Source organism: Cognatundibacterium oligocarboniphilum (genome assembly GCF_013377855.1).
Taxonomy (GTDB): domain Bacteria; phylum Pseudomonadota; class Gammaproteobacteria; order Burkholderiales; family Burkholderiaceae_D; genus Undibacterium; species Undibacterium oligocarboniphilum.
In genome coordinates this window covers 416,128-438,942 of record NZ_JABXYJ010000002.1, presented here as the reverse complement: position 1 = coordinate 438,942, position 22,815 = coordinate 416,128, and the positions used below count along the sequence as shown (strand labels likewise).

General features: G+C 54.4%; 24 protein-coding genes and 1 tRNA gene. 8 read left to right on the top strand and 17 right to left on the bottom strand.

The features are described 5' to 3' along the window. Nucleotides 1-3: 3 nt before the first annotated feature. Nucleotides 4-417 carry a tetratricopeptide repeat protein gene (locus HV832_RS05045; RefSeq protein ID WP_176802446.1) on the top strand — a complete coding sequence of 138 codons (414 nt, stop codon included), beginning with the start codon at nt 4-6 and terminating at the stop codon, nt 415-417. 373 nt (nt 418-790) lie between these two features. After that, entirely contained in the window at nt 791-1,858 is a 1,068-nt protein-coding gene (gene aroG, locus HV832_RS05040; protein ID WP_176802445.1) for a 3-deoxy-7-phosphoheptulonate synthase AroG, read from the top strand. Nucleotides 1,859-1,891: 33 nt separating this feature from the next. Here the strand turns inward: aroG and HV832_RS05035 are convergent, their stop codons facing one another. After that, nucleotides 1,892-2,542, bottom strand: coding sequence for a retropepsin-like aspartic protease family protein (locus tag HV832_RS05035; RefSeq protein WP_176802444.1), 651 nt, complete (start codon nt 2,540-2,542; stop codon nt 1,892-1,894). Nucleotides 2,543-2,554: 12 nt separating this feature from the next. Further along, nucleotides 2,555-3,046, bottom strand: a complete 492-nt coding sequence (locus tag HV832_RS05030; protein ID WP_176802443.1) for a YajQ family cyclic di-GMP-binding protein — start codon at nt 3,044-3,046, stop codon at nt 2,555-2,557. Nucleotides 3,047-3,130: 84 nt separating this feature from the next. Here HV832_RS05030 and murB point away from each other — a divergent pair, with 84 nt between their 5' ends. Further along, entirely contained in the window at nt 3,131-4,156 is a 1,026-nt protein-coding gene (gene murB / locus HV832_RS05025) for a UDP-N-acetylmuramate dehydrogenase (RefSeq protein WP_176802442.1), read from the top strand. A gap of 56 nt (nt 4,157-4,212) precedes the next feature. Here murB and HV832_RS05020 read toward each other — a convergent pair whose 3' ends face one another. From HV832_RS05020 to kynB, 10 genes are all read right to left on the bottom strand, one after another. Beyond that, nucleotides 4,213-4,896, bottom strand: coding sequence for a DUF4124 domain-containing protein (locus HV832_RS05020; RefSeq protein ID WP_176802441.1), 684 nt, complete (start codon nt 4,894-4,896; stop codon nt 4,213-4,215). Between the two features lie 43 nt (nt 4,897-4,939). Next, nucleotides 4,940-6,874 carry an ATP-binding cassette domain-containing protein gene (locus HV832_RS05015; RefSeq protein WP_176802440.1) on the bottom strand — a complete coding sequence of 645 codons (1,935 nt, stop codon included), beginning with the start codon at nt 6,872-6,874 and terminating at the stop codon, nt 4,940-4,942. Between the two features lie 122 nt (nt 6,875-6,996). Continuing rightward, nucleotides 6,997-7,734: a substrate-binding periplasmic protein gene (locus HV832_RS05010; RefSeq protein WP_176802439.1), complete on the bottom strand. Its 738-nt coding sequence runs from the start codon at nt 7,732-7,734 to the stop codon at nt 6,997-6,999. A 246-nt stretch (nt 7,735-7,980) separates the two neighbouring features. Then, nucleotides 7,981-8,055 (bottom strand) — tRNA-Arg (locus HV832_RS05005). A 119-nt stretch (nt 8,056-8,174) separates the two neighbouring features. Beyond that, nucleotides 8,175-8,366: a YgaP family membrane protein gene (locus tag HV832_RS05000; RefSeq protein WP_176802438.1), complete on the bottom strand. Its 192-nt coding sequence runs from the start codon at nt 8,364-8,366 to the stop codon at nt 8,175-8,177. Nucleotides 8,367-8,517: 151 nt separating this feature from the next. Then, the gene (locus HV832_RS04995) at nt 8,518-9,147 is read right to left on the bottom strand and encodes a LysE family translocator (protein ID WP_176802437.1); all 630 of its coding nucleotides are present in this window, start codon (nt 9,145-9,147) and stop codon (nt 8,518-8,520) included. A gap of 105 nt (nt 9,148-9,252) precedes the next feature. After that, nucleotides 9,253-9,474, bottom strand: a complete 222-nt coding sequence (locus HV832_RS04990; protein ID WP_176802436.1) for a hypothetical protein — start codon at nt 9,472-9,474, stop codon at nt 9,253-9,255. Between the two features lie 355 nt (nt 9,475-9,829). Beyond that, the gene (gene kynA / locus HV832_RS04985; protein WP_176802531.1) at nt 9,830-10,681 is read right to left on the bottom strand and encodes a tryptophan 2,3-dioxygenase; all 852 of its coding nucleotides are present in this window, start codon (nt 10,679-10,681) and stop codon (nt 9,830-9,832) included. A 62-nt stretch (nt 10,682-10,743) separates the two neighbouring features. Further along, complete coding sequence (gene kynU, locus HV832_RS04980) at nt 10,744-12,000, bottom strand: kynureninase (protein ID WP_176802435.1); 1,257 nt, start codon at nt 11,998-12,000, stop codon at nt 10,744-10,746. Between the two features lie 60 nt (nt 12,001-12,060). Further along, a complete protein-coding gene (gene kynB, locus HV832_RS04975; RefSeq protein WP_176802434.1) occupies nt 12,061-12,720 on the bottom strand; it encodes an arylformamidase in 660 nt (219 codons plus the stop codon). A 196-nt stretch (nt 12,721-12,916) separates the two neighbouring features. Between kynB and HV832_RS04970 the strand changes: the two genes are divergently transcribed. After that, nucleotides 12,917-13,399 (top strand): Lrp/AsnC family transcriptional regulator, encoded by a 483-nt coding sequence (locus HV832_RS04970; protein ID WP_176802433.1) that lies wholly within the window; start codon nt 12,917-12,919, stop codon nt 13,397-13,399. Between the two features lie 143 nt (nt 13,400-13,542). Here HV832_RS04970 and HV832_RS04965 read toward each other — a convergent pair whose 3' ends face one another. Next, entirely contained in the window at nt 13,543-14,694 is a 1,152-nt protein-coding gene (locus HV832_RS04965) for a serine hydrolase domain-containing protein (RefSeq protein WP_176802432.1), read from the bottom strand. Nucleotides 14,695-14,871: 177 nt separating this feature from the next. Between HV832_RS04965 and murJ the strand changes: the two genes are divergently transcribed. Then, nucleotides 14,872-16,425 (top strand): murein biosynthesis integral membrane protein MurJ, encoded by a 1,554-nt coding sequence (gene murJ / locus HV832_RS04960; protein WP_176802431.1) that lies wholly within the window; start codon nt 14,872-14,874, stop codon nt 16,423-16,425. A gap of 142 nt (nt 16,426-16,567) precedes the next feature. Here the strand turns inward: murJ and ppnP are convergent, their stop codons facing one another. From ppnP to argF, 4 genes are all read right to left on the bottom strand, one after another. Continuing rightward, complete coding sequence (gene ppnP, locus HV832_RS04955) at nt 16,568-16,885, bottom strand: pyrimidine/purine nucleoside phosphorylase (RefSeq protein ID WP_176802430.1); 318 nt, start codon at nt 16,883-16,885, stop codon at nt 16,568-16,570. A gap of 79 nt (nt 16,886-16,964) precedes the next feature. Beyond that, entirely contained in the window at nt 16,965-18,197 is a 1,233-nt protein-coding gene (locus HV832_RS04950) for an argininosuccinate synthase (RefSeq protein ID WP_176802429.1), read from the bottom strand. 72 nt (nt 18,198-18,269) lie between these two features. Beyond that, nucleotides 18,270-18,668, bottom strand: a complete 399-nt coding sequence (locus HV832_RS04945; RefSeq protein WP_176802428.1) for a VOC family protein — start codon at nt 18,666-18,668, stop codon at nt 18,270-18,272. Beyond that, nucleotides 18,665-19,579, bottom strand: coding sequence for an ornithine carbamoyltransferase (argF, locus tag HV832_RS04940; protein ID WP_176802427.1), 915 nt, complete (start codon nt 19,577-19,579; stop codon nt 18,665-18,667). Before argF ends, HV832_RS04945 begins: the two co-directional genes overlap by 4 nt. 402 nt (nt 19,580-19,981) lie before the next feature. Here argF and HV832_RS04935 point away from each other — a divergent pair, with 402 nt between their 5' ends. The 3 genes from HV832_RS04935 to HV832_RS04925 all read left to right on the top strand — a co-directional run bounded on the left by HV832_RS04935 (nt 19,982) and on the right by HV832_RS04925 (nt 22,813). Beyond that, a complete protein-coding gene (locus HV832_RS04935; RefSeq protein WP_176802426.1) occupies nt 19,982-20,641 on the top strand; it encodes an SGNH/GDSL hydrolase family protein in 660 nt (219 codons plus the stop codon). 97 nt (nt 20,642-20,738) lie between these two features. After that, nucleotides 20,739-21,395, top strand: coding sequence for an alginate O-acetyltransferase AlgF (locus tag HV832_RS04930; RefSeq protein ID WP_176802425.1), 657 nt, complete (start codon nt 20,739-20,741; stop codon nt 21,393-21,395). A gap of 20 nt (nt 21,396-21,415) precedes the next feature. After that, nucleotides 21,416-22,813 (top strand): MBOAT family O-acyltransferase, encoded by a 1,398-nt coding sequence (locus tag HV832_RS04925; RefSeq protein ID WP_176802424.1) that lies wholly within the window; start codon nt 21,416-21,418, stop codon nt 22,811-22,813. Nucleotides 22,814-22,815 lie beyond the last annotated feature (2 nt).

Genomic DNA, 22,815 nt, shown 5'->3' with positions numbered 1-22,815 from the left:
TCCATGAAATTATGTTCTCATTTTCTGCTGACGTTGTGCCTGTTGGGCTCTGGCGCGGTCGGGGCCGCTGATCTGCAGAGCGAAGGCAGGGCGCTGATGTCCGAAGGAGAGGCAGGCGCTGCCAGTAAAAAATTTGCCGAGGCGGCCAGAATGAATCCGTTTGACGCTTCGGCGCTGAATAATCAGGCTGTTGCATATGCTGCTCAGGGCGAAAATGAAAAAGCGCTGAATCTGCTGGAACGGGCCGTGAAACTGGCACCCAACCGGAATGATATCGCTGCCAATCTGACCGAAATGCGCAACTGGGTTGCCCGCTATGCGCCGCAAATCAAACTTAAAGAGCCATCACAGCCGGTGATTAATGTGTATCCGCAGGCAGATATTCCGCCGGAGCCACCGGCCTTATGGAAAAAATAAAAGAAATCTTGATCTGCAGGGCTTGCCAAGTGCTGAAATTTGATGCAATATGAACCCCGTACTTTATCCCTTTTTTCTGAATAAAATATACTGATATAGCGTAGATACCCAATTTTTATGAAATTCACGCACTTCTTTTTCTTTTTTTATTTTAGCCATTCCAAGCCACAGGCGGTCGGAAGAAGGTAAGCGCACAAAGAAAAAGAGCTGAACCAGAATTCAAAAAAACCGCCAGATGTGGCGGTTTTTTTTTAGCCGGAGTTTTTAAATGCTGGGCACGAACACCGGATACGCGAAAAACATTGAGTCCTTATTGATATTTACATCTGATATTTATATTTAATATTCACATCTGAACCACACAGGAGAGAACATGCAACGTACCGACGATTTACGCATCCGCGAAATGAAAGAGCTGGTTCCACCCTCACATCTGATCCGTGAGTTTGCCTGCTCCGATAAAGCTTCAGAAACCGCTGCCAGTGCGCGTCAAGCGCTGCATCGCATTCTGCATGGGCAGGACGACCGTCTGATGGTGGTCATCGGGCCATGCTCCATCCATGACACCACAGCCGCGATGGAATATGCGCATCGTCTGGCGGCAGAACGTCAGCGTTTTGCCGGCGAACTTGAAATCGTGATGCGTGTCTATTTTGAAAAGCCGCGCACCACGGTAGGCTGGAAAGGCCTGATCAATGACCCGTATATGGACAACAGCTTCCGCATCAATGACGGACTGCGCATCGCCCGTGAATTGCTGTTGAATATCAATGAACTGGGCCTGCCTGCCGGTACGGAATATCTTGATGTGATCAGCCCTCAGTATATTGCCGACCTGATCAGCTGGGGAGCGATCGGCGCGCGCACTACCGAATCTCAGGTGCATCGAGAACTGGCTTCCGGCCTGTCCTGCCCGGTGGGATTTAAAAACGGCACTGACGGCAATGTCAAAATTGCGGTGGATGCGATCAAGGCATCGTCCCAGCCGCACCATTTCCTGTCGGTGACCAAAGGCGGCCATTCCGCGATTGTCTCGACCAACGGCAACGAGGATTGCCATATCATTCTGCGTGGTGGCAAGACGCCGAATTATGATGCGGCCAGCGTCGATGCAGCCTGCAAAGACATTGCCAATGCCGGACTGGCATCGCGCCTGATGATTGACGCCTCACATGCCAACAGTTCAAAAAATCCGGCCAACCAGATTCCGGTTTGCGCCAATATCGCCGAGCAGGTTGCGGCAGGCGATACCCGGATTGTCGGTGTGATGATTGAATCGCATCTGGTGGCAGGGCGTCAGGATCTGGTACCGGGTAAAGAACTGGTGTACGGCCAGTCGATTACCGATGGCTGCATCAACTGGGAGTCCAGTGTGCAGGTGCTGGAAAATCTGGCGGCCGCAGTCCGTCAACGTCGCGTGCATCAGTCCAAGGCAGCGTGAGCTTGCGCTGATCCGGAGAAAAAAGCTGACGATTCAGAAACGTTTCGTCAGCGTCATCTGATCTCCTGAACGGCGCATTTCCATGCGGTTCAGGAAAGACATGCCGAGCAGAGGGATATTGAGCCCGCTTTCAATGACCGAGGCATCAACCTGATGCAGTTCAATCTCGCCGATTTTGACCGTGTCGAGCTTGATGAGGTAAGTGGTGACTATCCCGCCGGCGGTGTTGGCACGACCTGGCCGGCCAGATTTGTAATTCAGGCCGAGGCGGATGGCGTCGCTGGCGGGCAGGGCGATCAGACTGGCGCCGGTATCGACCATCATCCGGATGCTGACGCCGTTGATCATTGCCGGAGCGATGAAGTGGCCGCCTTCGCCAGCCGTCAGCACTACATTGTTGTTGCTGCCAGCAGGCGCTGAACGGCGTGCGCTTTCACCCATTGCCAGTACGTAGCGTTTTCCATTGGTGATGATGGTCGCGCCATCGCGGTCGGCATCGACCAGCCTGGTATCCTCGCTGATCATGCTGCCGACGGCATAGGCTCTGGGCGGTGCTCCATCGACCACCAGAATCGCCTTACCGGGAAACAAACCGACCACCCCGACATCGGTGGCAGCAGCGTTACCACCAGCAAAAAAAGCCGGTAACAGCAGGCAGGACGTCAATCGTGATAGCAGGTGCATGACAGTGCCGGATCAGTCGCGGAAATTGTTAAATTCCAGTGGCAGATCCTTGATTTCCTTGCGCAGCAAGACCATCGCTGCCTGCAGGTCGTCGCGTTTGGCGCCCTGCACGCGGACGGCATCGCCCTGAATGCTGGCCTGCAGCTTCATCTTGCTCTCTTTGATCGCCTTGACAATTTTCTTGGCATCTTCAGTCTCAATGCCGTTTTTGACTTTGATGACTTGCTTGACTTTGTCGCCGCCGATTTTTTCAACCTTGCCCATATCGAGAAAGCGTACATCCACCTTCCGTTTTCCCATGGTCTGGGTTACCTCGATGATGATCTGTTCCAGATGAAATTCTGAGTCACCATAGATAATGATTTCGCGCTCTTTGTCTTTTAGTTCGACTTTGGCGCTGGTACCCTTGAGGTCGAAACGGTTGGTGATGACCTTGTTGGACTGAACCACGGCATTTTTCACTTCTTCCATGTTCGCTTCAGAGACGGTGTCGAATGAGGGCATGGCACTTCCTTGCAAAAAAATGAGATACGCCATTTTAGCAAATGCACAGCCGCCACCGGGCGCGGCAGTTATAATTTGCGGCTTATGACAACGAATCTTCCTCTCTCTGCCCATGCTTCACTACAGAAGCTCAATACGTTCGGCATCGCAGCACAGGCGCGCTGGCTGCTGATACTCACTGAAAACGCGCAATTACAGACATTGCGGCAGGATGCCGCGCTCAGCGCCTTACCACGCCTGATCCTGGGCGGCGGCAGCAATCTGGTGCTGTCCGATCAACTCGATGCGCTGGTGATTCATGTCTGCCTGACAGGCCGGAAGCTGCTGGCGGAAGACGACAATTTTTTTTACGTACAAGCGGCAGCCGGCGAAAACTGGCATGCGTTTGTGCAATGGACGCTGGCGCATGGTTGGGGCGGATTGGAAAACCTGTCGCTGATTCCCGGCACGGTGGGCGCTGCACCGATACAGAATATCGGCGCCTATGGTGCCGAAATGCAGGATTATTTCCATTCCCTGCAGGCCTTTGATTTTGAGACCGGCAATATCGTCACGCTGGATAAAGCGGACTGTCAGTTCGCCTACCGCGACAGCGTATTCAAGCATGCTTACCGCGACCGTATGCTGATTCTGAAAGTGAGCTTTGCCTTACCCCGGCAATGGCAGCCCAAACTGGATTATGCGGATCTGGCAGCCCGATTGCAGCAGCAAGGGATCGTGCCGACACCGCAAGCAGTCAGCACCGCAGTGATCGCGATACGTCAGTCCAAATTGCCCGATCCGGCAGAAATCGGCAATGCTGGCAGTTTTTTCAAAAACCCTGTGGTCAGCGCAGCGCAGCGTGCGGTTCTATTGCAAACCTACCCGAGGCTGGTCAGCTATGCCCAGCCTTCCGGAGGGTTCAAACTGGCGGCCGGCTGGCTGATTGAACAATGCGGTTGGAAAGGACGTAGTCTGGGACGGGCCGGCGTATACGAGAAGCAGGCGCTGGTGCTGGTGAACCGTGGCGGTGCCACAGGCGCCGAGGTGCGGACGCTGGCGCAGGCCGTACAGGCCGATGTGCTGCAGAAATTCGGTGTGCAACTCGATATCGAACCGGTTTTTTTCTGATTTGGTAAAACCCTCCGCTGTTCTGGATCTGTTGCCTGTTGCGGGTATCTGATGGTTCAGCGGGCGTTGGTGCAGCCGAGGTTTTTTATTTCTTTTTCAGTATCGCGGCGCATCGTTTTCATGTTGTCCATTTCTTCCGCATTACCACCGCTGCGTTCGCCGTTTTGCATGTGACTCAGCACTTCTCGCAATTGTTTGCACAGTCCCTGAATGCGTGTCGCATCGCTGTTGCGGGTATTGGCGCTGGCGGCGGCCGATGCACTGGCTGTGTCGCCGGTGGTGTCCGGTTTTGTTGCGGAATTGTTGCCGGCACTGGATTTCAGCGGCGGGCGGCTGCGGTTTTTTTCTTCCATGCAGTCTTTTTCAACCGCTGCCCGTACATCTGCTGAGTTGCCGCGCTGTGCATAGATGTCACCGATCAGCTTGCGCCGTTCTTCGCTGCCTCCATCTGCCAGCAGGCGCTCCTGTGTGGCGCCGACTTCGCGCATCCAGATAATCTTTTTCGCCTCTTCGCCCCGTTGACGGCAACTGGCGTCGATATTAGCGGCAGGATTTTCCGGTGGCGCATGCAAGACACTGATAACCCGTTCTTGCTGGCCTTTGCCACATGGCTGATCCTGATAGGTATTGCCGCAGCGGTACAGGGTCTGCGCCGGTACAGCAAATGGCCAGAGTATTGTCGCCACACAGCCGAGCAACGCCAGTTGCCAGTAATTGATTACCCTGCGTGTTGTCGGCATCTGGCCCTCATTTCTTACGGTGTGCGGTTTGTGTTGTGGCGGCTCAGGCTTTCGCTCTGGCTTCCAACTGTTCCCATTTGCCCAGAGCTTCCAGCAACATTTCATCGATTTCGGCAAAACGTGCATTCAGCAGGTTGGCTTCGTCCGGGCCGTTTTTATACAGGTCGGTATCTGCCAGTCTGGTTGTGATCGACGTCTGCTCTTGCTCCAGTGTGGCGATCAACGCTGGCAATTCTTCCAGTTCGCGTTGTTCTTTATAGCTGAGTCTTTTTCCTTTAACAGGCGCGTTACTAGCGGCGCTGCTGACCGTTGCCGTTGCTTTGGTGTTCGTTTTGGATTCGGCGCGGGATTCCGCTTTTGCCGAGGCTTTATTGGTGCTGACGGTACCGCAGTAACGCTCCCAGTCAGTGTAGCCGCCGATGAATTCGCGCCACTGACCTGCACCTTCCGCGACGATCACCTGCGTGACGACATTGTCGAGGAAAGTGCGGTCGTGGCTGACCAGAAATACGGTGCCGGTGTATTCCTCCAGCAATTCCTCCAGCAGTTCCAGCGTATCGATATCCAGATCATTGGTGGGTTCATCCAGCACCAGTACGTTGGCCGGTTTGGCGAACAGGCGTGCCAGCAGCAGCCGGTTGCGTTCGCCGCCGGACAGTGATTTCACCGGTGAGCGCGCACGTTCCGGCGCGAACAGGAAATCTCCCAGATAGGACATCACATGCTTACGCTGGCCATTGACTTCCACCCATTCGCTGCCGGGGGAAATCGTGTCGGCCAGGCTGGTGTCTTCATTCAGCTGGGCGCGCATCTGGTCAAAATAGGCAACCTGCAGTTTGCTGCCTTGCTTGATGGTGCCGCTGTCCGGCGCATCTTCGCCGAGGATCAGCTTCAGCAATGTGGTCTTGCCCGCGCCATTCTGGCCAATGAGGCCGACTTTGTCGCCGCGCAGAATGATGCTGGAGAAATCTTTGACGATGACTTTTTCGCCAAACGACTTGCAGACGTTTTCCAGTTCTGCCACGATTTTTCCGGAACGTTCGCCGGTGGTGATGTCGAGTTTCACCTGACCTTGCTGTTCGCGGCGGGCGCTGCGCTGCAGGCGCAATTGTTCCAGTCGCTTGACCCGGCCTTCGTCGCGCACCCGGCGTGCTTTCACGCCCTTGCGTATCCAGACTTCTTCCTGCGCTAGGAATTTATCAAACTTGGCGTTTTCCACTTCTTCAATTTCGAGCTGCTCTGCTTTGCGGGTCTGGTAGGTGGAAAAATTGCCGGGATAAGAGGTCAGCTTGCCACGATCCAGTTCGACGATACGGGTCGCCACATTGTCGAGAAAACTGCGGTCATGCGTGATGAACAGCACGCTGCCTTTAAAGTCTTTCAGCAAGTCTTCCAGCCATTGAATGGATGAAAAATCCAGATGGTTGGTTGGTTCGTCCAGTAGCAGCACATCGGGGCCGCTGACCAGCGCGCAGGCCAGTGCCACTCGTTTTTTCATACCGCCGGATAGCGTTCCCATCAGCGCGTCTTTTGCCAGATTCAGCTTGTCCAGCGTGGTCTCGACCTTGTTGGTCAGACTCCAGGCATCGGCAGCATCCAGTTTGGTCTGAATCTCGTGCATGCGCTCCATCAGCGCCTCATCATTGTCGCCGCCGAATTGCCCGGTCAGGTTTTCATATTCCTGCAGCAAAGCGGGTAATTCACCCAGGCCGGATGCGACAGCATCAAACACGCTGATATCTTGTGCAAACTGCGGTTCCTGTTCCACATAGGCGATGTTCAGGCCCTGCTGCATGACCAGCAGCCCATCGTCGATTCTGGAGGTGCGGGCGATGATCTTGAGTAAAGAAGATTTGCCGGTACCATTACGTCCGATCAGACCGACGCGCTCGCCGTTTTCGAGAGAAAATTCTGCGTGATCCAGCAGCGCAACGTGACCGAATGCGAGCTGTGCATCGCTTAAAGAGATAACTGCCATAAATTCCTGAGCTGTCTGCGGCCGGAATGGCCGGACAAAAATGAAGAAAACCCGTATTGTACGCGAGAGCACTGCGCCGACGATGGTGGATTACTTAACCGTGCTGAAATCCGGCAATGAGCTTAGCGGTACTTTCTTTCAATCGCGGCATTGGTGCCGTCTTTTTCCATAGCCTTCAGAATCAGATTCCATTTGTCGATCTTTTCCTGTGCCATCGTCAGATTGCAGGCCAGATACAGATCGACCTGATTGAACGAAAACAGGGGGACGATCATTTTGTTTAATCCCTGTTGCTTCAGTATATCCATGCCCAGCAATTCTCCGCTTGCCCAGAAATCGAACCGTCCGGCCAGTAATTTGCGTGGGTTGTCTGAATCCGTGTTGGCGAGGTCGGTGACGTAGCCTTTCAGAGAGAAGAACTCGGAAACCGCATCGTTGCGGTAACCGCCGATGACATAGGTGCGCAGGTCTTCGAGCGACTGCGGATGACGGGTATCGTCGGCACGGGCAAAAATCACCCAGTTATTCCGGACCAGCGGTCCCACCCATTTATAGAGCAATTCGCGCCCCGGCGTTCTGGAGGTGGAAAAAACGCAGGTATCAGGGTTATTTTGCGCCATCTGGATGGCGCGCGACCACGGAAAAACGCTGATTTTGTATTTTTCGCCAGCGCGGTGCATCAGCTCTTGCACTTTCTCAGTGGAAATGCCAGTGACTTCTCCGTTTTTGGGATTCATCATATTGAAAGGCGGATAGTCTTCTGTGACCAGTGTCTGCACCTTGCCTGATTCGGCCGCATGAACCATGCCGGCTGTCAGCAATGTCACGGAAATAGCGAGCAGGCGTTGCAGGATAGTCATCACTGTCTCCTGTGAGCATCAAGGCGTGTGGTGGCACGAACCCTGAATTTTTTCTTTCAGGATAGGATAATTCCAGCTTTCTTCAATCCAAAGCGTTTCGGGGCCGCGATGTTGCAATGTGGCTGCAAAGTCAGTTTGACGAGGGACATGGGGAAAAGTGGAGCCACAAGTGAAAACAGGCAACCGGAGCTACCTGTTTTATCTGATGCTACAAACGATTATCGCCATACTGCGGCGATGGTTGCTTGGTGTCCCCACCGGGAATCGAACCCAGATCTGATTCTTAGGAGGAACCTGTTCTATCCATTGAACTACAGGGACGGCAAGCCCGCTACTATAGCATCAGAACAAGCGGCTATACAACACAAGAACAGTGGGAAGTCGCGAGCGCAGCAGATCGCCTGACGACGGTCTGCTGACGGACGAGACGACCGGCGGTGTTATTTATTTTTCAGGCCGCAGGTATTCAGGCCCAGAATCGAGTACAGCGGGCAAATGCCAACCAGGCTGGTTGCCAACGGTACAATGCCTATCCATGCCCACAGCGGGCCGCCGGCCAGCGCCCAGCCGATCAGGGCAAGACCCACGATGATTCTCACAATACGGTCAATGCTGCCAACATTCACTTTCATGACGGACTCCTTGAGTGGATGAATCGGATAAGTATTACAGCACGTCTGCAACGCTTTGTCTGTGATCTGTATCGAACTCTGAGCGACAACTGCAGACTGATTGCAACTGGAATCGGCGTGCCGGCGGCGCAGGTTGTACTAAAGGCGTATTTCAGCGCTGAGACAACGCCAGACGCACTGCCAGCGCAGCAAACACCGCTGAGGCGCTACGGTTCATCCAGCGTTGGGCAGTGGCCGAATGGCGCAGTCGCTGCCCGGCGGTGGCGGCAAAATAACTGATGCTGCCAAATGCCAGCAAGGTGGCCAGAATAAAAATGCCGCCCAGTTGGAAAAACTGTAAGGCAACTGCTCCTTTTTCCGGCGACACAAACTGCGGCAGGAAAGCGAGGAAAAACAATACCACTTTCGGATTCGTCAGATTCATCACGATGCCGCGCAGATACAGTTTCCGTGCCTGCAGTCTGACTGCGCTCTGGCTGTCATCAGCGTTGCTGACAGGGGCCCGGAACGCCTGATAGGCGAGGTATAACAGATAGGTCGCGCCGATGAATTTCATCACAATGAACGCGGTGGCTGATGCGGCAAACACGGCGGCCAGCCCCATTGCAATGGCGGTCGTGTGGACGATAAGGCCGCTGCAAAGGCCGAGCACCACCAGCATGCCAGCCTTGCGGCCCTGTATTGCCGATTGCATGAGGACAAACAGATTGTCTGGCCCGGGAGATAATCCGAGCAGAATGGAAACGCCGAAAAAGCTCAGTGCAGTTTGAAAATCCAGCATGATGTCCTCGCAGAAAAAACTGCATTATCGGCGATCTGGCGGCGAATGCCAGCCCTGCAACGGTGTTGATGCTTCAGGTTGAACTATCAGGCTAGCGTGAGGTATTCAGGCTGAATTGCGTCGTTTACCGGGGCGGCTCAGTACCCGCTGGATGACGCTGGGGGCAACGTCATGTGATTGCAGATATTCCAGCGCGCAGGTGGTGCCGTGGGAAGATTGCAGACGGATGCCGGTATCGATGTAGGCCGCAATGATGTCTTCACTGCGTCGCTGTGCCGCCAGGTCTGTGGTAGCTGCAGGGGCGATACTGAGATTACTCGGAACCATGTCAAACTCCATTCCAGACCTGGCAGCCATTGTAATGCGGCGTAATTGAATTGCCGCGCTTGTCCCGGTCACTTGTGATGAGATAAAAATGTCTCCTTGCTTCACTCCTGATTATAAGCCGGGAAGAGTGGGGAAACTTGTCCGGCCTCAATAAATTTCATGGATAGGGGAGATAAGAAAAAATAATTTAATGTTTTGGCATATTTAAAAAGTATTAATTTGTGATTGTGGCATGACAAAAATGAATGGCTTGACATATGAGCGCTGAATCTGGAAGCCGCTTAAGCGCCACTGATGCATTGAATGACCGGATCCGCATCTGCTGTGCTGAGGCACCCGGCCGGTTTTGGCGGGATCAGAGTTCGGTGCGCAGGGCGAACAGCTCGGGAAACAACACCACGTCCAGCATTTTGCGCAGATAGCTCACGCCTGCGGTGCCGCCGGTGCCTGTTTTAAAACCGATGATGCGTTCAACAGTAGTCACATGACGGAAGCGCCAGATGCGGAACGCGGTTTCCATATCGACCAGTTTTTCTGCCAGCTCATACAGCGACCAGTGTTGCTCAGGAGCCTGATATACCTGCAGCCATGCTGCCTTCACTGATTCATTCATGGCGACCGGCTGGGTCCAGTCACGCTGCAGGCGGGCAGCGTCAATCGCAAAGCCCTGACGCGCCATCAGCATAATGGCTTCATCGTAAATCGATGGCGTGCGCAGCGTGGCCTGCAGGCTGGCGTGGATTTCCGGTTTGCTTTCGTGGACGGCTAGCATGGCGGCATTTTTATTGCCCAGCAGGTATTCCAGTTCGCGGTACTGATGCGACTGAAAGCCGGAAGACGCTCCCAGGTACGGACGGATGGCGGTGTATTCGCTCGGCGTCATGGTGGCCAGCACATCCCAGGCATGGACCAATTGATCCATGATGCGTGCCACGCGGGACAGCATCTTGAATGCCGGCGGCAGATCATTCAGGTGAATCTGGCGTCGCACCGCATGCAGTTCATGCAGCATCAGTTTGATCCATAATTCGCTGGTCTGATGCTGGATGATGAACAGCATTTCATTGTGATTCGGCGACAGCGGATGCTGCGCGCTCAGAATCTGGTCCAGCCCCAGATAGTCGCTATAGCTCATGGATTCTGAAAAATCCATCTGGGCACCATGCCATGACATCGGGCATTTGCCGGGTTCCTGCGGATTGCTCATCATTATTCCTTTGTTTTTTCTGACGTGTTTTTTTGGTTCTGGGTGGTGCAGTGCTGCTTGTTTCAGGTTACCGCATGGCGCTGTTCATTGGCGTCGTAATCCTGACTGTCTAAAATGTCGCGCATGGCTTCTGCTGCGTCCCAGACGTCGGTAAAGCCGATATACAGCGGCGTGAAGCCGAAGCGCATGATGGCGGGCTCGCGGTAATCGCCGATCACGCCGCGCCGGATCAGTGCCTGAATCACGGCATAGGCATGCGGATGACGCAGGCTGACCTGACTGCCGCGTTGCGCATGAGCGCGCGGAGTGACCAGCTCCAGCGCGTGCTGCTGACAGCGCTGTTCGACCAGCCGGATGAACAGATCGGTCAGCGCCAGTGATTTGCTGCGGATGGCGTGCATGTCGGTTTTGCCGAACACTTCCAGCCCGCAGCCAACCAGCGCCAGCGATACGATCGGCTGCGTGCCGCACAGCGCGCGGCGCACACCGGCAACCGGCTCAAAGCCGGGCTGCATCGCAAACGGATTTGCATGACCCCACCAGCCGGACAGCGGGTGCTGGAAAATCGCCTGATGCCGTTGCGGAACCCAGATAAACGCCGGGGCGCCCGGACCGCCATTCAGATATTTGTAGGTGCAGCCGACTGCAAAATCCGCTTCCGCCGCATTCAGCGCCACCGGCACCGCGCCTGCCGAATGGGCCAGATCCCACAGCATCAGCGCACCGTGGCGGTGAGCCAGCGCAGTGACGGCGGCCATGTCGTGCAGATAGCCGGTGCGGTAATTCACATGCGTCAGCATTACCAGCGCCGTTTGCGCATTGACTGCTACGGGCAGATCTTCCGGAGAATCAATCAGGTGTATCCGGTAGCCACGATCCAGCCAGCGCGTGATGCCTTCCGCCATGTAAATATCGGTCGGAAAATTGCTGCGCTCGGTGATGATGGTGTTGCGCTCCGGACTGGCGGACTGGATATGCAACGCGGCGGCAATCGCTTTAAACAGGTTCACCGAAGTGGTGTCGGTGACCACGATTTCACCTGCGTCAGCACCGACCAGCGGCGCCAGCTGATCACCCAGCGTTGATGGCATCTGAAACCAGCCTGCCTTGTTCCAGCTGGTGATCAGATCTTGCCCCCATTCCTGGCTGATGACTTCCTGCGCACGTTGCAGGGAGGATTTGGGGCGCGCGCCGAGGGAATTACCGTCGAGATAAATCACGCCGGACGGCAGCAGAAATTCGTTACGCAGCGCGGCCAGCGGATCTTGCACGTCCAGCACTGCGCAGTGTTCGCGGGTTAGTGGGGGGAGTGTGGTCATGGTTGGTCTCCGGAGTGTGTCGGTGCAGGTATTCAATGTCAGTATTCGGTGATCGGCGCATCAGCCGGCAAATGGCGTATCGCAGGACGGCAACGCTCTGAGGATGGCACGTACCGGGCTGGCATCAAGCCCGGCGAACTTCAGCGGCAGGCAGATCAGCTCATAATCACCGGGGGCGACATCATCCAGCACAATGCCTTCCAGAATCGCCATGTCGTGTTTTTTCATGCAGAGATGCGCATCCAGGGTTTTCGATTCCTGCGGGTCCAGCGAAGGGCTGTCAATCCCGATCAGTTGCACGCCATGCTGCGCCAGCAGTTCTATGGTCGCGCTGGCAATGCTGGGGAAATCCTCATCCCACGCCATTTGTGGCGCCTGCCGGTAAGTGCGGAACAGCACACGCGACGGCACCGACTGCAAAAAAGCCTGCACATGCTCCGGCAGTACCTGGCGGACGCCGGTGCAGTGAATCACGCGGCATGGGCCGAGGTAGGTGGACAGCGCCACTTCGTCGATCGCCCTGCCTGACGGATCGTAATGCGAGGGCGCATCGCAATGCGCGCCGGTGTGGGTGGACATGGTGATCTTACTGACTTTGACCGGGCAGCCATCGGCGATCTGCCAGGTGGTTTCGGCGCTGTATGCGCTGTCGCCGGGCCAGACCGGAATCCCGGGGCGGATAGTGGGCGTGATATCCCAGAGTTGCGGTTTGGCGTACATGCTGGCTCCTGTGATGAGAATGCGGGCGCGTGTGGTGAATGCAGAGATTTTATGCCGGAATGGCTGGTTTTTTCTTGCAAAGTGATTCGGTAAATGATTAGTAAATAGAATTTACTGTGATAATGTTGATTAAATTTGAAATAATCTGCAATCAGATGTTTGTGCATTGCAGCTATCTGTCACAATGGAGTCATTCATGCAACTCGATCCGGTCGATTTTAAAATTCTGCAGCAATTGCAAAGCGATGGGCGCATCAGCAATCAGGAGCTGGCAGACAAGGTGTTTCTTTCGCCGTCGTCTTGCCTGCGGCGGGTGCGCATGCTGGAGGAGGCGGGCATCATCCACCATTACTGCGCCGTGGTGGATGCTGAAAAAGTCGGCCTGGAAGTGGATGCGTTTGTGCAGGTCACGATGCGGCGCGATGTCGAACAATGGCATGAAAATTTTTCGCAAGCTCTGCAACAGTGGCCGGAAGTCATTGGCTCTTACATCATCACCGGCGACGCTAACTACCTGCTGCGGGTGCGCGCCCGTAATCTCAAACATTACTCCAGCTTCGTACTGGAAAGCTTATATAAAACTCCTGGCGTGCTGGATATCCGTTCCAATATCGTGCTCCAGACCCTGAAAGACACCCGTCAGATTGCGACTGAATTGATGACGGATCAGCAGCGCTGATTTTTATTTTGAGGGGAGTATCCTGCTTTTTCGGCCTGACGCCCAGATAGTCAAAGGTGTTTCAAATATACTCTGGGGAGTATATTTGGGGCGGAAATGCCCTGACAACACCCGGAAGGTTTTTACCGTCTGTGGCGGCAGTATTATCTGGTTTCGATCAGCGCCTTCAGCAGCGGTGCGGCTGGTCCCTGATTGGCCCAGGTCTGGGTCAGATCGAGGTCGCCGTTGGTGCTGACCAGAATCAGGATATTTTCTGTCTGCAGATCGACCAGGTTCAGAATGCGTACTCCGGCGATCCAGCCCTGGCGTTCGACAATCACGGTCGGGTTGGTCTCGCTGGCACCTTTGAACGGATAAACCCAGACGCCGAGTGCGCCGCCGGTGGCATTGGGGCGAGTCATTTCAGCGCGCGAAGCAGTCGACAGCAGCTTGCCGCGGATCAATGCGCGGTCAAATGCCAGCAGGTCACCCAGCATGCCGTAAGTGGAGCCTGCCGCGCCGTAGCTGGCGAGATTGACTTCCGGTTCCGGCTGACCGCCCAGCGTGCCGTGCAGATGCGCCGGATTATCCGGCATGGCTGCCTGGTATAGGCCGGCGGAATTCATACCCGCCGGTTTAAAGATGCGTTGCTCCAGCAATTGTACAAACGGCTGGCGGGTGATTTTTTCGAGCAGGGCACCGAGCACCAGATAATCACAGTTGTTGTAATCAAAGCGGCTGCCGGGCGCACTATTCATCGGTCCGGCGCAGATGCCGCTGGCAAATGCCTGCATGTTGTCGCCATTGTTGGCATTGAGCATGTGGAAGGTTGGTGCTGCGTTTTCATTGAACAGGCCGGAATAATGCATCAGCAACTGGCGCAGGGTCGCCTTACGCGCCGCCGGATTCGGATAATCGGGCCAGTAATTAGCCAGTGGTGCATCGAGCTGCAGGCGACCAGCCTCGACTTCCTGCATCACCAGAATCGCGGTCATCTGCTTGGTGACCGAGGCGAAGCGGAAAGGGCGTTTCAGGTTGCCAGCGGTTCCCAGACTTTTTTGCAAATACACATGGTCGCCGCGTGCTGCCAGCACCATGCCGCGGAATCCGGATTGCTCCAGCTGGCTGGCGGCAGTCTCCAGTGCACTGTTTTCCTTTGCCTGCAATGGCTGGAACGGGATGCTGCATAACATCAGCAGCCAGGCCAGCAGCATCGGAGAACGGCCCGTGCTGCGCCACAGCCGTTGCTGTAGTGTTTGCCGCAGCAATGACACAGATGAAAAAACAGTCATGGAAAAATCTGTCATTGGCAGCATCAGCGGACTCCTGGCAACATTCGGACGGTGTGAGGATAACCTTGCAGGTTGTGATGCGCAGTGTAGCAAAGGATGATGCCGGGCGCTGCATCGACGTTCCCTGTCGCAGTATTTTCCTGTTGCTGTCCCGGCGGCCGGCTGAGTTAACCGCGGTGTGTCGGGCTATAATGCCGCACCATGAATTTATTAAAAACCCTTGCCTCCATCAGCGGCATGACCATGCTGTCACGTATTACCGGTCTGGCCCGCGATATTCTGATCAATTCGCAGTTTGGGGCCAATGCCCTGTCCGATGCCTTCAATATCGCTTTCCGCATTCCCAATCTGTTGCGGCGCTTATTTGCCGAAGGCGCTTTTGCCCAGGCGTTCGTGCCGATTCTGGCCGAATATAAAACCCAGAAAGGGGAAGGCGCTACCAAAGACCTGGTCGATCACGTCGGTACTCTGCTGACCTGGGCGTTGCTGCTGACCTGCGCGCTCGGTATCGTCGGCGCGCCGGTGATTCTGTATGTGGCGGCCAACGGCTTGCTGGACCGGCCAGCCGTGTTTCATGCCAGCGTGGTGATGACGCGCATCATGTTTCCTTACATCGGCTTTATGTCCATGGTGGCGCTGGCTGGCGGCATCCTGAATACCTGGCGCGAATTTAAAATTCCGGCGTTTACTCCGGTTGTTTATAACCTGAGTTCGATTGCGGGTTCGCTTTGGTTGTCGCGTTATCTGGAGCAGCCGATTTACGCGCTGGCGATTGCAGTGTTTGTCGGCGGCGTGTTGCAGATGGCGATTCAGGTGCCGGCGCTGATCAGGATAGGTATGTTGCCACGCATTGGCTGGCGGCCCGGCACGGCCTGGCAGGATGAAGGCGTACGGCGGATTGTGCGCAACATGCTGCCTGCCATTCTGGCGGTGTCGGCATCGCAGATCAGTATTCTGATCAATACCAGTCTGGCCTCCAAAATGGTCGAGGGCAGCACCAGCTGGCTCGCAAGTGCCGACCGTCTGATGGAGTTTCCGACGGCATTACTGGGTGTTGCGCTGGGCACGATCCTGTTGCCGGGTTTGTCGAAGGCGAATGCCGATGGCGATACGGAAGAATATTCGGCCTTACTGGACTGGGGTCTGCGCCTGACCTTTTTACTGGCGATGCCGGCTGCGGTGGCGTTGGCAACGATTCCCGAAGCGCTGACTGCAACCCTGTTCCATCATCAGAAATTTGACGCTCATGCAGTACAAATGACGTCCAAAGCCCTGGTTTCCTACGGTATCGGGCTGATTGGCCTGATTGTGGTGAAAATTCTTGCGCCGGGCTTCTATGCACGGCAGGATATCCGTACACCGGTCAAAATCGCCGTCAGCGTCATGATTGCAACGCAGCTCATGAATCTGGTGTTTGTACCGTGGATTGCCCACGCCGGGCTGGCACTATCAGTCGGGCTGGGTGCTTGCGTGAATGCCTTGCTGCTGTTCATTGGTCTGCGCCGCCGCGGTATTTTTCATCCACAAAAAGGCTGGGGCATGTTCCTGTTGAAGCTGACGGCGGCGTTGCTGCTGATGGCAGCGGTATCATCCTGGATCTCGGACCAGTTTCACTGGCTGGAGATGAAACATACGCCCATACTGCGTGCCGGTGCACTTGCGTTGCTGATTCTGGCGTCTGCCGCGGCCTATTTTGCCGCATTGGGCGTGATGGGATTCCGTCCGCGTGATTTCAAAAAAACGACCAAAGTCTGAGCTGCCCGTCTCTCTGTCTGTTTGCCGGTCTGACTCTGAGCGCTTTGCTGTGCCGTATTAAAAAAGGGATGCATCACATCCCTTTTTTTATTAGTTGATGGCAGTCGTTATGCCGTTGCTGCGCCTGTTTTCTGGATTGTCTTTATGCGACGAAGTGGCATACATAGTCCAGCGTTTCCAGCGTTTCAATCTCAAAGCTGGAATTGGCCGGCACACTGAATTGCTGCCCGCCTTCATAGCTGTCCCAAGTGTCGCCGCCTTTGAGGCGGATGCGGCATTTGCCTGCATTCAGTTCCATGATTTCTGCGGCTGCCGTATTGAATACCAGGCTGGATGGAAAAATCACGCCTATCGTTTTTTTGCTGCCGTCGGCCAGCAACACGGTATGGGAAACGCATTTGCCATCAAAATAGATATTGGCTTTTTTGACGACGCTGACCTGATCGAATTGAGTACTCATAAAATATCCTGAAATATCCTGAAAAAACGGCCCGCAGATAATCTGGCAGGCCGTATCGGTGTGATGCTGAACGGGAGGATTACTGACCGCGTTTTGCGCGGGCGTTTGCTGCAATGCGCATCCGTAAGGCATTCAGCTTGATGAAGCCACCGGCATCCGCCTGGTTATACGCACCGCCATCTTCATCGAAAGTTGCAATGTTCATGTCGAACAGGGAATCTGTTTTGGAGTCACGGGCGACGGTGATCACATTGCCTTTGTAGAGCTTCACGCGCACCCAGCCATTCACAGTCTGCTGGGTATGATCGATCAGTGTCTGCAACGCGACACGCTCTGGCGCCCACCAGTAGCCGTTATAAATCATGCTGGCGTAACGCGGCATCAGGTCATCTTTCAGGTGCGCGACTTCACGGTCCAGCGTGATCGATTCGATCGCACGGTGTGCTCGCAGCATGATGGTGCCGCCCGGGGTTTCGTAGCAGCCGCGGGATTTCATGCCGACATAGCGGTTTTCTACCAGATCCAGACGGCCAATGCCATGCTTGCCGCCGAGGCGGTTCAGCTCGGTCAGGACAGCGGCTGGAGACAGGCGTTTGCCATTCAGAGCAACGATGTCGCCGCGTTCAAATTCGATGTCCAGATATTCCGGTGCGTCTGGTGCCTGTTCCGGGCTGACGGTCCAGCGCCACATGCTTTCCTCGGCCTCGGCGCTCGGGTTTTCCAGATGACGACCTTCAAAGCTGATGTGCAACAGGTTGGCATCCATTGAGTAAGGTGCGCCGCCGTTTTTGTGTTTCATGTCGATGTCGATACCGGCATCCTCTGCATATTTCAGCAGTTTTTCGCGTGACAGCAGATCCCATTCGCGCCATGGGGCGATGATTTTGACATTCGGCATCAGGGCATAGGCACCGAGTTCAAAACGCACCTGATCATTGCCTTTGCCTGTCGCACCGTGAGAGATCGCATCGGCACCGGTTTCTTTTGCGATGTCGATCAGACGTTTGGCGATCAGCGGACGGGCGATCGAGGTGCCGAGCAGATATTCACCTTCGTAAATGGTGTTGGCACGGAACATCGGAAACACGAAATCGCGCACGAATTCTTCACGCACATCGTCGATGTAAATATTTTCCGGCTTAATGCCGAATTTGATGGCTTTGGCGCGTGCCGGTTCCAGCTCTTCACCCTGACCGAGGTCGGCCGTGAAGGTCACGATCTCGCATTGATAATTGTCTTGCAGCCACTTCAGGATTACCGAGGTATCCAGGCCGCCGGAATAGGCGAGGACGACTTTCTTAATATCGCTCATGATGTTCTTTCAGAAATTGCAGTGGGACTAGTATGAAATCAGTATCGGATGCTTCAATAAAAGGTAGTGAGATTATCGCGGTGCGTGACAGACCGCTTCGATGTTATGTCCATCCGGATCCAGCACAAAAGCGCCATAGTAATCCGGATGATAATGAGGTCGCAGTCCTGGGGCGCCATTGTCGCGACCGCCAGCTGCCAGAGCGGCATGATAAAACGCATCGACCTGAGCGCGGCTGCCGGCGCGAAATGCAAAATGCACCGGCTGCTGATGCGCGGGTTTTTGCGGGGTGGCTCTGGACAGCCAGAAATCGGGTTTCGGCGCTTCACCAAAACCGGCGACATCCGTGGTGCCGGTTACCGCTGCCGGTACCTCAACCAGCAACTGGTAACCAAGTGCATTCAGCGCCTGAGTATAAAACGATTTGCTGCGCGGATAATCGCTGACGGTAATACCGCTGTGATCAATCATCGTATTTCCCCTACCACAAGATATTCCAGCAATGCTTTTTGTACGTGCAGCCGGTTTTCTGCTTCATCCCAGACTACAGATTGCGGACCGTCGATGACGCCAGCGGATACTTCCTCGCCGCGATGGGCGGGCAGGCAATGCATGAATAACGCATCGGGATTGGCGCGTGCCATTTTTGCCTCATCCACGATCCAGCCATCGAAAGCTTTCAGACGCGCCTGATTCTCTGCTTCGTAACCCATGCTGGTCCAGACGTCGGTATTGACCAGGTCAACACCTTCGCAGGCATCGGATGGATGGGCGAACAGGGTGTAATGGCGGTTATCTGCAGCCACCAGCGACATATCCATGTCATAACCCTTCGGGGTAGAGACATGCAGATGAAAATTGAATACCTGGGCTGCCTGCAGCCAGGAATACAGCATGTTGTTGGCATCGCCGACCCAGGCTACTTTCTTGCCGGTAATCGAACCGCGGTGCTCTATATACGTAAAGACATCGGCCAGTACCTGGCAGGGATGATGCTGATTGGTCAGGCCGTTAATCACAGGCACGCGGGAATTTGCCGCAAAACGTTCAATCATTTCCTGCTCAAACGTGCGGATCATGATGATGTCGCACATGCGGGACATAACCTGACCTGCATCTTCCACCGGTTCGCCCCGCCCCAGCTGGCTGTCGCGGGTATTGAGGTAGATCGCTGCACCGCCGAGCTGGTGCATGCCTGCTTCGAACGACAGGCGGGTGCGGGTGGAATTTTTTTCAAATACCATGACCAGTGTCCGATCCAGCAGGGGATGATAGGTCTGGTAAGCTTTGAAACGTTGCTTGATGACGCGAGCACGCTGCATCAGATACTCGTATTCAGACAGCGTGAAATCAGAAAATTGCAGATAATGTTTGATGGCCATAAATAAAACGGGCAGCAAGATAGCTTGCCGCCGCCTGTCATAACTGCTTCATTATAAGGGATTACGACTGCTCCCCCATATTAAATTCAGGGGAAGTACTCTTTGTACAGGATATTACGATGTTTTTCAAAAAAAGATCGGAGAAAAAGAGCGGAAAAATGGTTTTTGGGAAACGGGCGAGTTTCGGCTTGTTCAGACTTGTTAATTTTTGTGAATTTGTAAAAAAAAGTAATTCAACTTGAAAAAGTTGCTCTTCTGTCAGTATCAAAAACACGCTTCCTACTTATAATGCAAGCTTGAAACAATTACTTGCTGGACAAAAAAGTGTTCCGTTAGCCAATCTGGCATCTGCTCTGTGGCTGACGGAATGAGTACAAACCCCATTATCCGAGTTTATCTACCATGAGCGCACTTTTAGCCGGACTGACCGTACTGATCATTGGCGACAGCCATATGTCAACACCCGATTATCTGATCACCACCCTGCATGATGACCTGATGAATAAGGGCGCTGTGGTGTATTCGTTTGGAGCCTGCGGTGTTGCCGCCGGTGAGTGGATGGTGAAGACGCAGTCTTCCTGTGGCGGAGCGGTACGTCTCAAAGACGGTCCGGTGGAGGTGAAGACCGGTCAGGATGCCATGACCCGGCCATTCAATGAACTGATCAAGACCTACAAGCCGAATCTGGTGGTGGTGGTGAATGGCGATACGATGGCTTCCTACAGTCAGCCGGAATTACCAAAGACATGGATCTGGCAGCAGGTAAGCCGTCTGACCAAAGGTGTGAAAAATAACGGTGTTGCCTGTGCCTGGGTTGGCCCTGCATGGGGAACCGAGGGCGGTAAATTCAATAAGACTTTTGCGCGTGCCAAAGAAATGTCCGGCTACCTGTCTGAAATCGTTGCACCGTGCACTTATGTCGACTCCCTGACGCTCTCGAAGCCGGGTGAATGGGGAACGATTGATGGTCAGCACTTTGACAATGCCGGTTACAAAGCATGGGGCGCTGCTATTGGCAATGCCATCAGTTCCCCGGCAGTTCTGAATACGGTCAAGCGATAAACAGTCATACTGGCTGCAAGGATACAGGCTGCGTCCATGACATAGCCTGTATCTGAAAAATGTGACACATCTGAACCTGCAACTACCGACAATAAAAATGAAAAAGCTCATCCTGACTGCTCTTGTTTCTGCATTTTCTGTGACTGCCTACGCCGACAATCCATTGTATGAAACCGGCCCGGGGCAGGATTCGTCCTTCGTACGTTTTCTCAATGCCAGCCAGGACAAAGTGACGGTCGTCAATGGCAATGCTAGAGTCAGTCTGGATATCAAAAATGATGGTCGCGCTTCCCGTTTTTATCCGGTGAAGGCGGGCGACAAACTGCACGCGACTGTTCAGTCAGGCAACAGCAAAAATTCGGTCGAGCTGGTAGCCAAGCCCGGTGAATTTATTACCGTCGCGGTTGTCAGCAAGTCCAACGGCCTTGATAGTCTGCTGGTTCGGGAAACTCCGACGGATTTTAACGCGATGCGTTCTTCCATTTCCCTGATGAATCTGGATGATAGCTGTGCGGCTGCTTCGCTGACTGGTGGCGCCAAAGGCGCCATGATTTTTGAAAACGTGAAACCCGCCGCATTGCAGCGCCGTCTGGTTAATCCGGTAGCGCTGACCGTGCAGGCGCATTGCGGTGCAGATCCGGCAGGTGCTGCCGTGGACATGTCGCAATTGCAGGCCGGGGAACGTTACAGCGTGATCGTGATTCCAGCGAAAAAGGGCAGACAGGCATTTTTTGTCCGCGATACTACTTCCTGATTTGAGTCAGAGCTGTTGCCATGGTATTTGCCTCGTTAGAATTTCTGACTTTATTCCTGCCGCTGTTTTTTGCGCTGTATCTGATAACGCCCCAGCATTACCGCAATCACACCCTTCTGGTCGGCAGTTGGCTGTTTTATGCCTGGTGGACGCCTAAATTTCTGTTGCTGATCATTGCGCTGACCATCCTTGCCTGGGGGGCTGCGATACTGATTGACCGCGCAGGCGACGAGAAAATCAAAACCCGCCTGATGGCGGCAACGATCGTGCTGAATCTGGTGTCGCTGGTCTGGTACAAATACACCAATATGGTCGTGGCCTCACTTAACACGATTCTGACGGGCAGGCAAATGCCGGTCATTCCGTGGGAAAACCTGATGCTGCCGATCGGCCTGTCATTCACGGTGTTGCACGCGATTTCCTATATTGTCGATGTACGGCGCAAAACAGTACCGGCGCAGTATAGTTTCATTTCTTTCAGCGCTTATATGGCAATGTTTCCGCATCTGATTGCGGGGCCGATCGTCCGTTATAAAGTCATTGACCGTGAATTACGGGAGCGGGTATTTTCTTTCGATCAGTTCACGTTGGGTGCGCGGCGCTTCATGATCGGTTTTTCCATGAAAGTGCTGATTGCCGATACGCTGTCTCCGGTGGTGGCGCTGGTATTCGGATTGAAGCATCCCGGCTTTTACGACGCATGGGTTGGATGTCTTGCGTACACGCTGCAGCTCTACTTCGATTTCGCTGGTTACAGCGCCATGGCGATCGGGCTTGGCCTGATGCTCGGTTTTCGTTTTGAAGAGAATTTCAATCATCCCTATCTGGCGGTATCGATACAGGATTTCTGGCGCCGCTGGCACATGACATTATCTTCCTGGCTGCGCGATTACCTGTATATCAGCCTTGGCGGCAACCGTCACGGACAGATGCGCACTTACGTGAATCTGATGCTGACCATGGCGATCGGCGGCTTATGGCACGGTGGCGATAATTGGAATTATCTGATCTGGGGCTTCATCCACGGCGCGGCACTCTGTTGTGACCGGGCGTTTACCCAGCGCGGCTGGTCCATGCCGGATTTTGCATCACGCACACTGACCCTGCTTGCGGTGATGTTTGCCTGGACGATTTTTCGCGCCGCAGGGTTTGATAATGCGCTGACGATGTGGTCAGGGCAGTTGGGGCTCAATGGCATGGCGATCGGGGATGAGGTGATTCTCGCACTGCGTCCCAGCATCCTGCTGACCTTTGCACTGGGACTGGTCTGCGTACTGTATCCCGCCACCCGAATCGCAAAACGTGGTGGTCTGGGTATCATGAGCTGGAGCATGATCTGGCCGGTGATGACCTTTACCTATGCCGTGATCGTGCTGGTCGGACAAAAGGCGATTCCATTTTTATATTTTCAGTTCTGAGA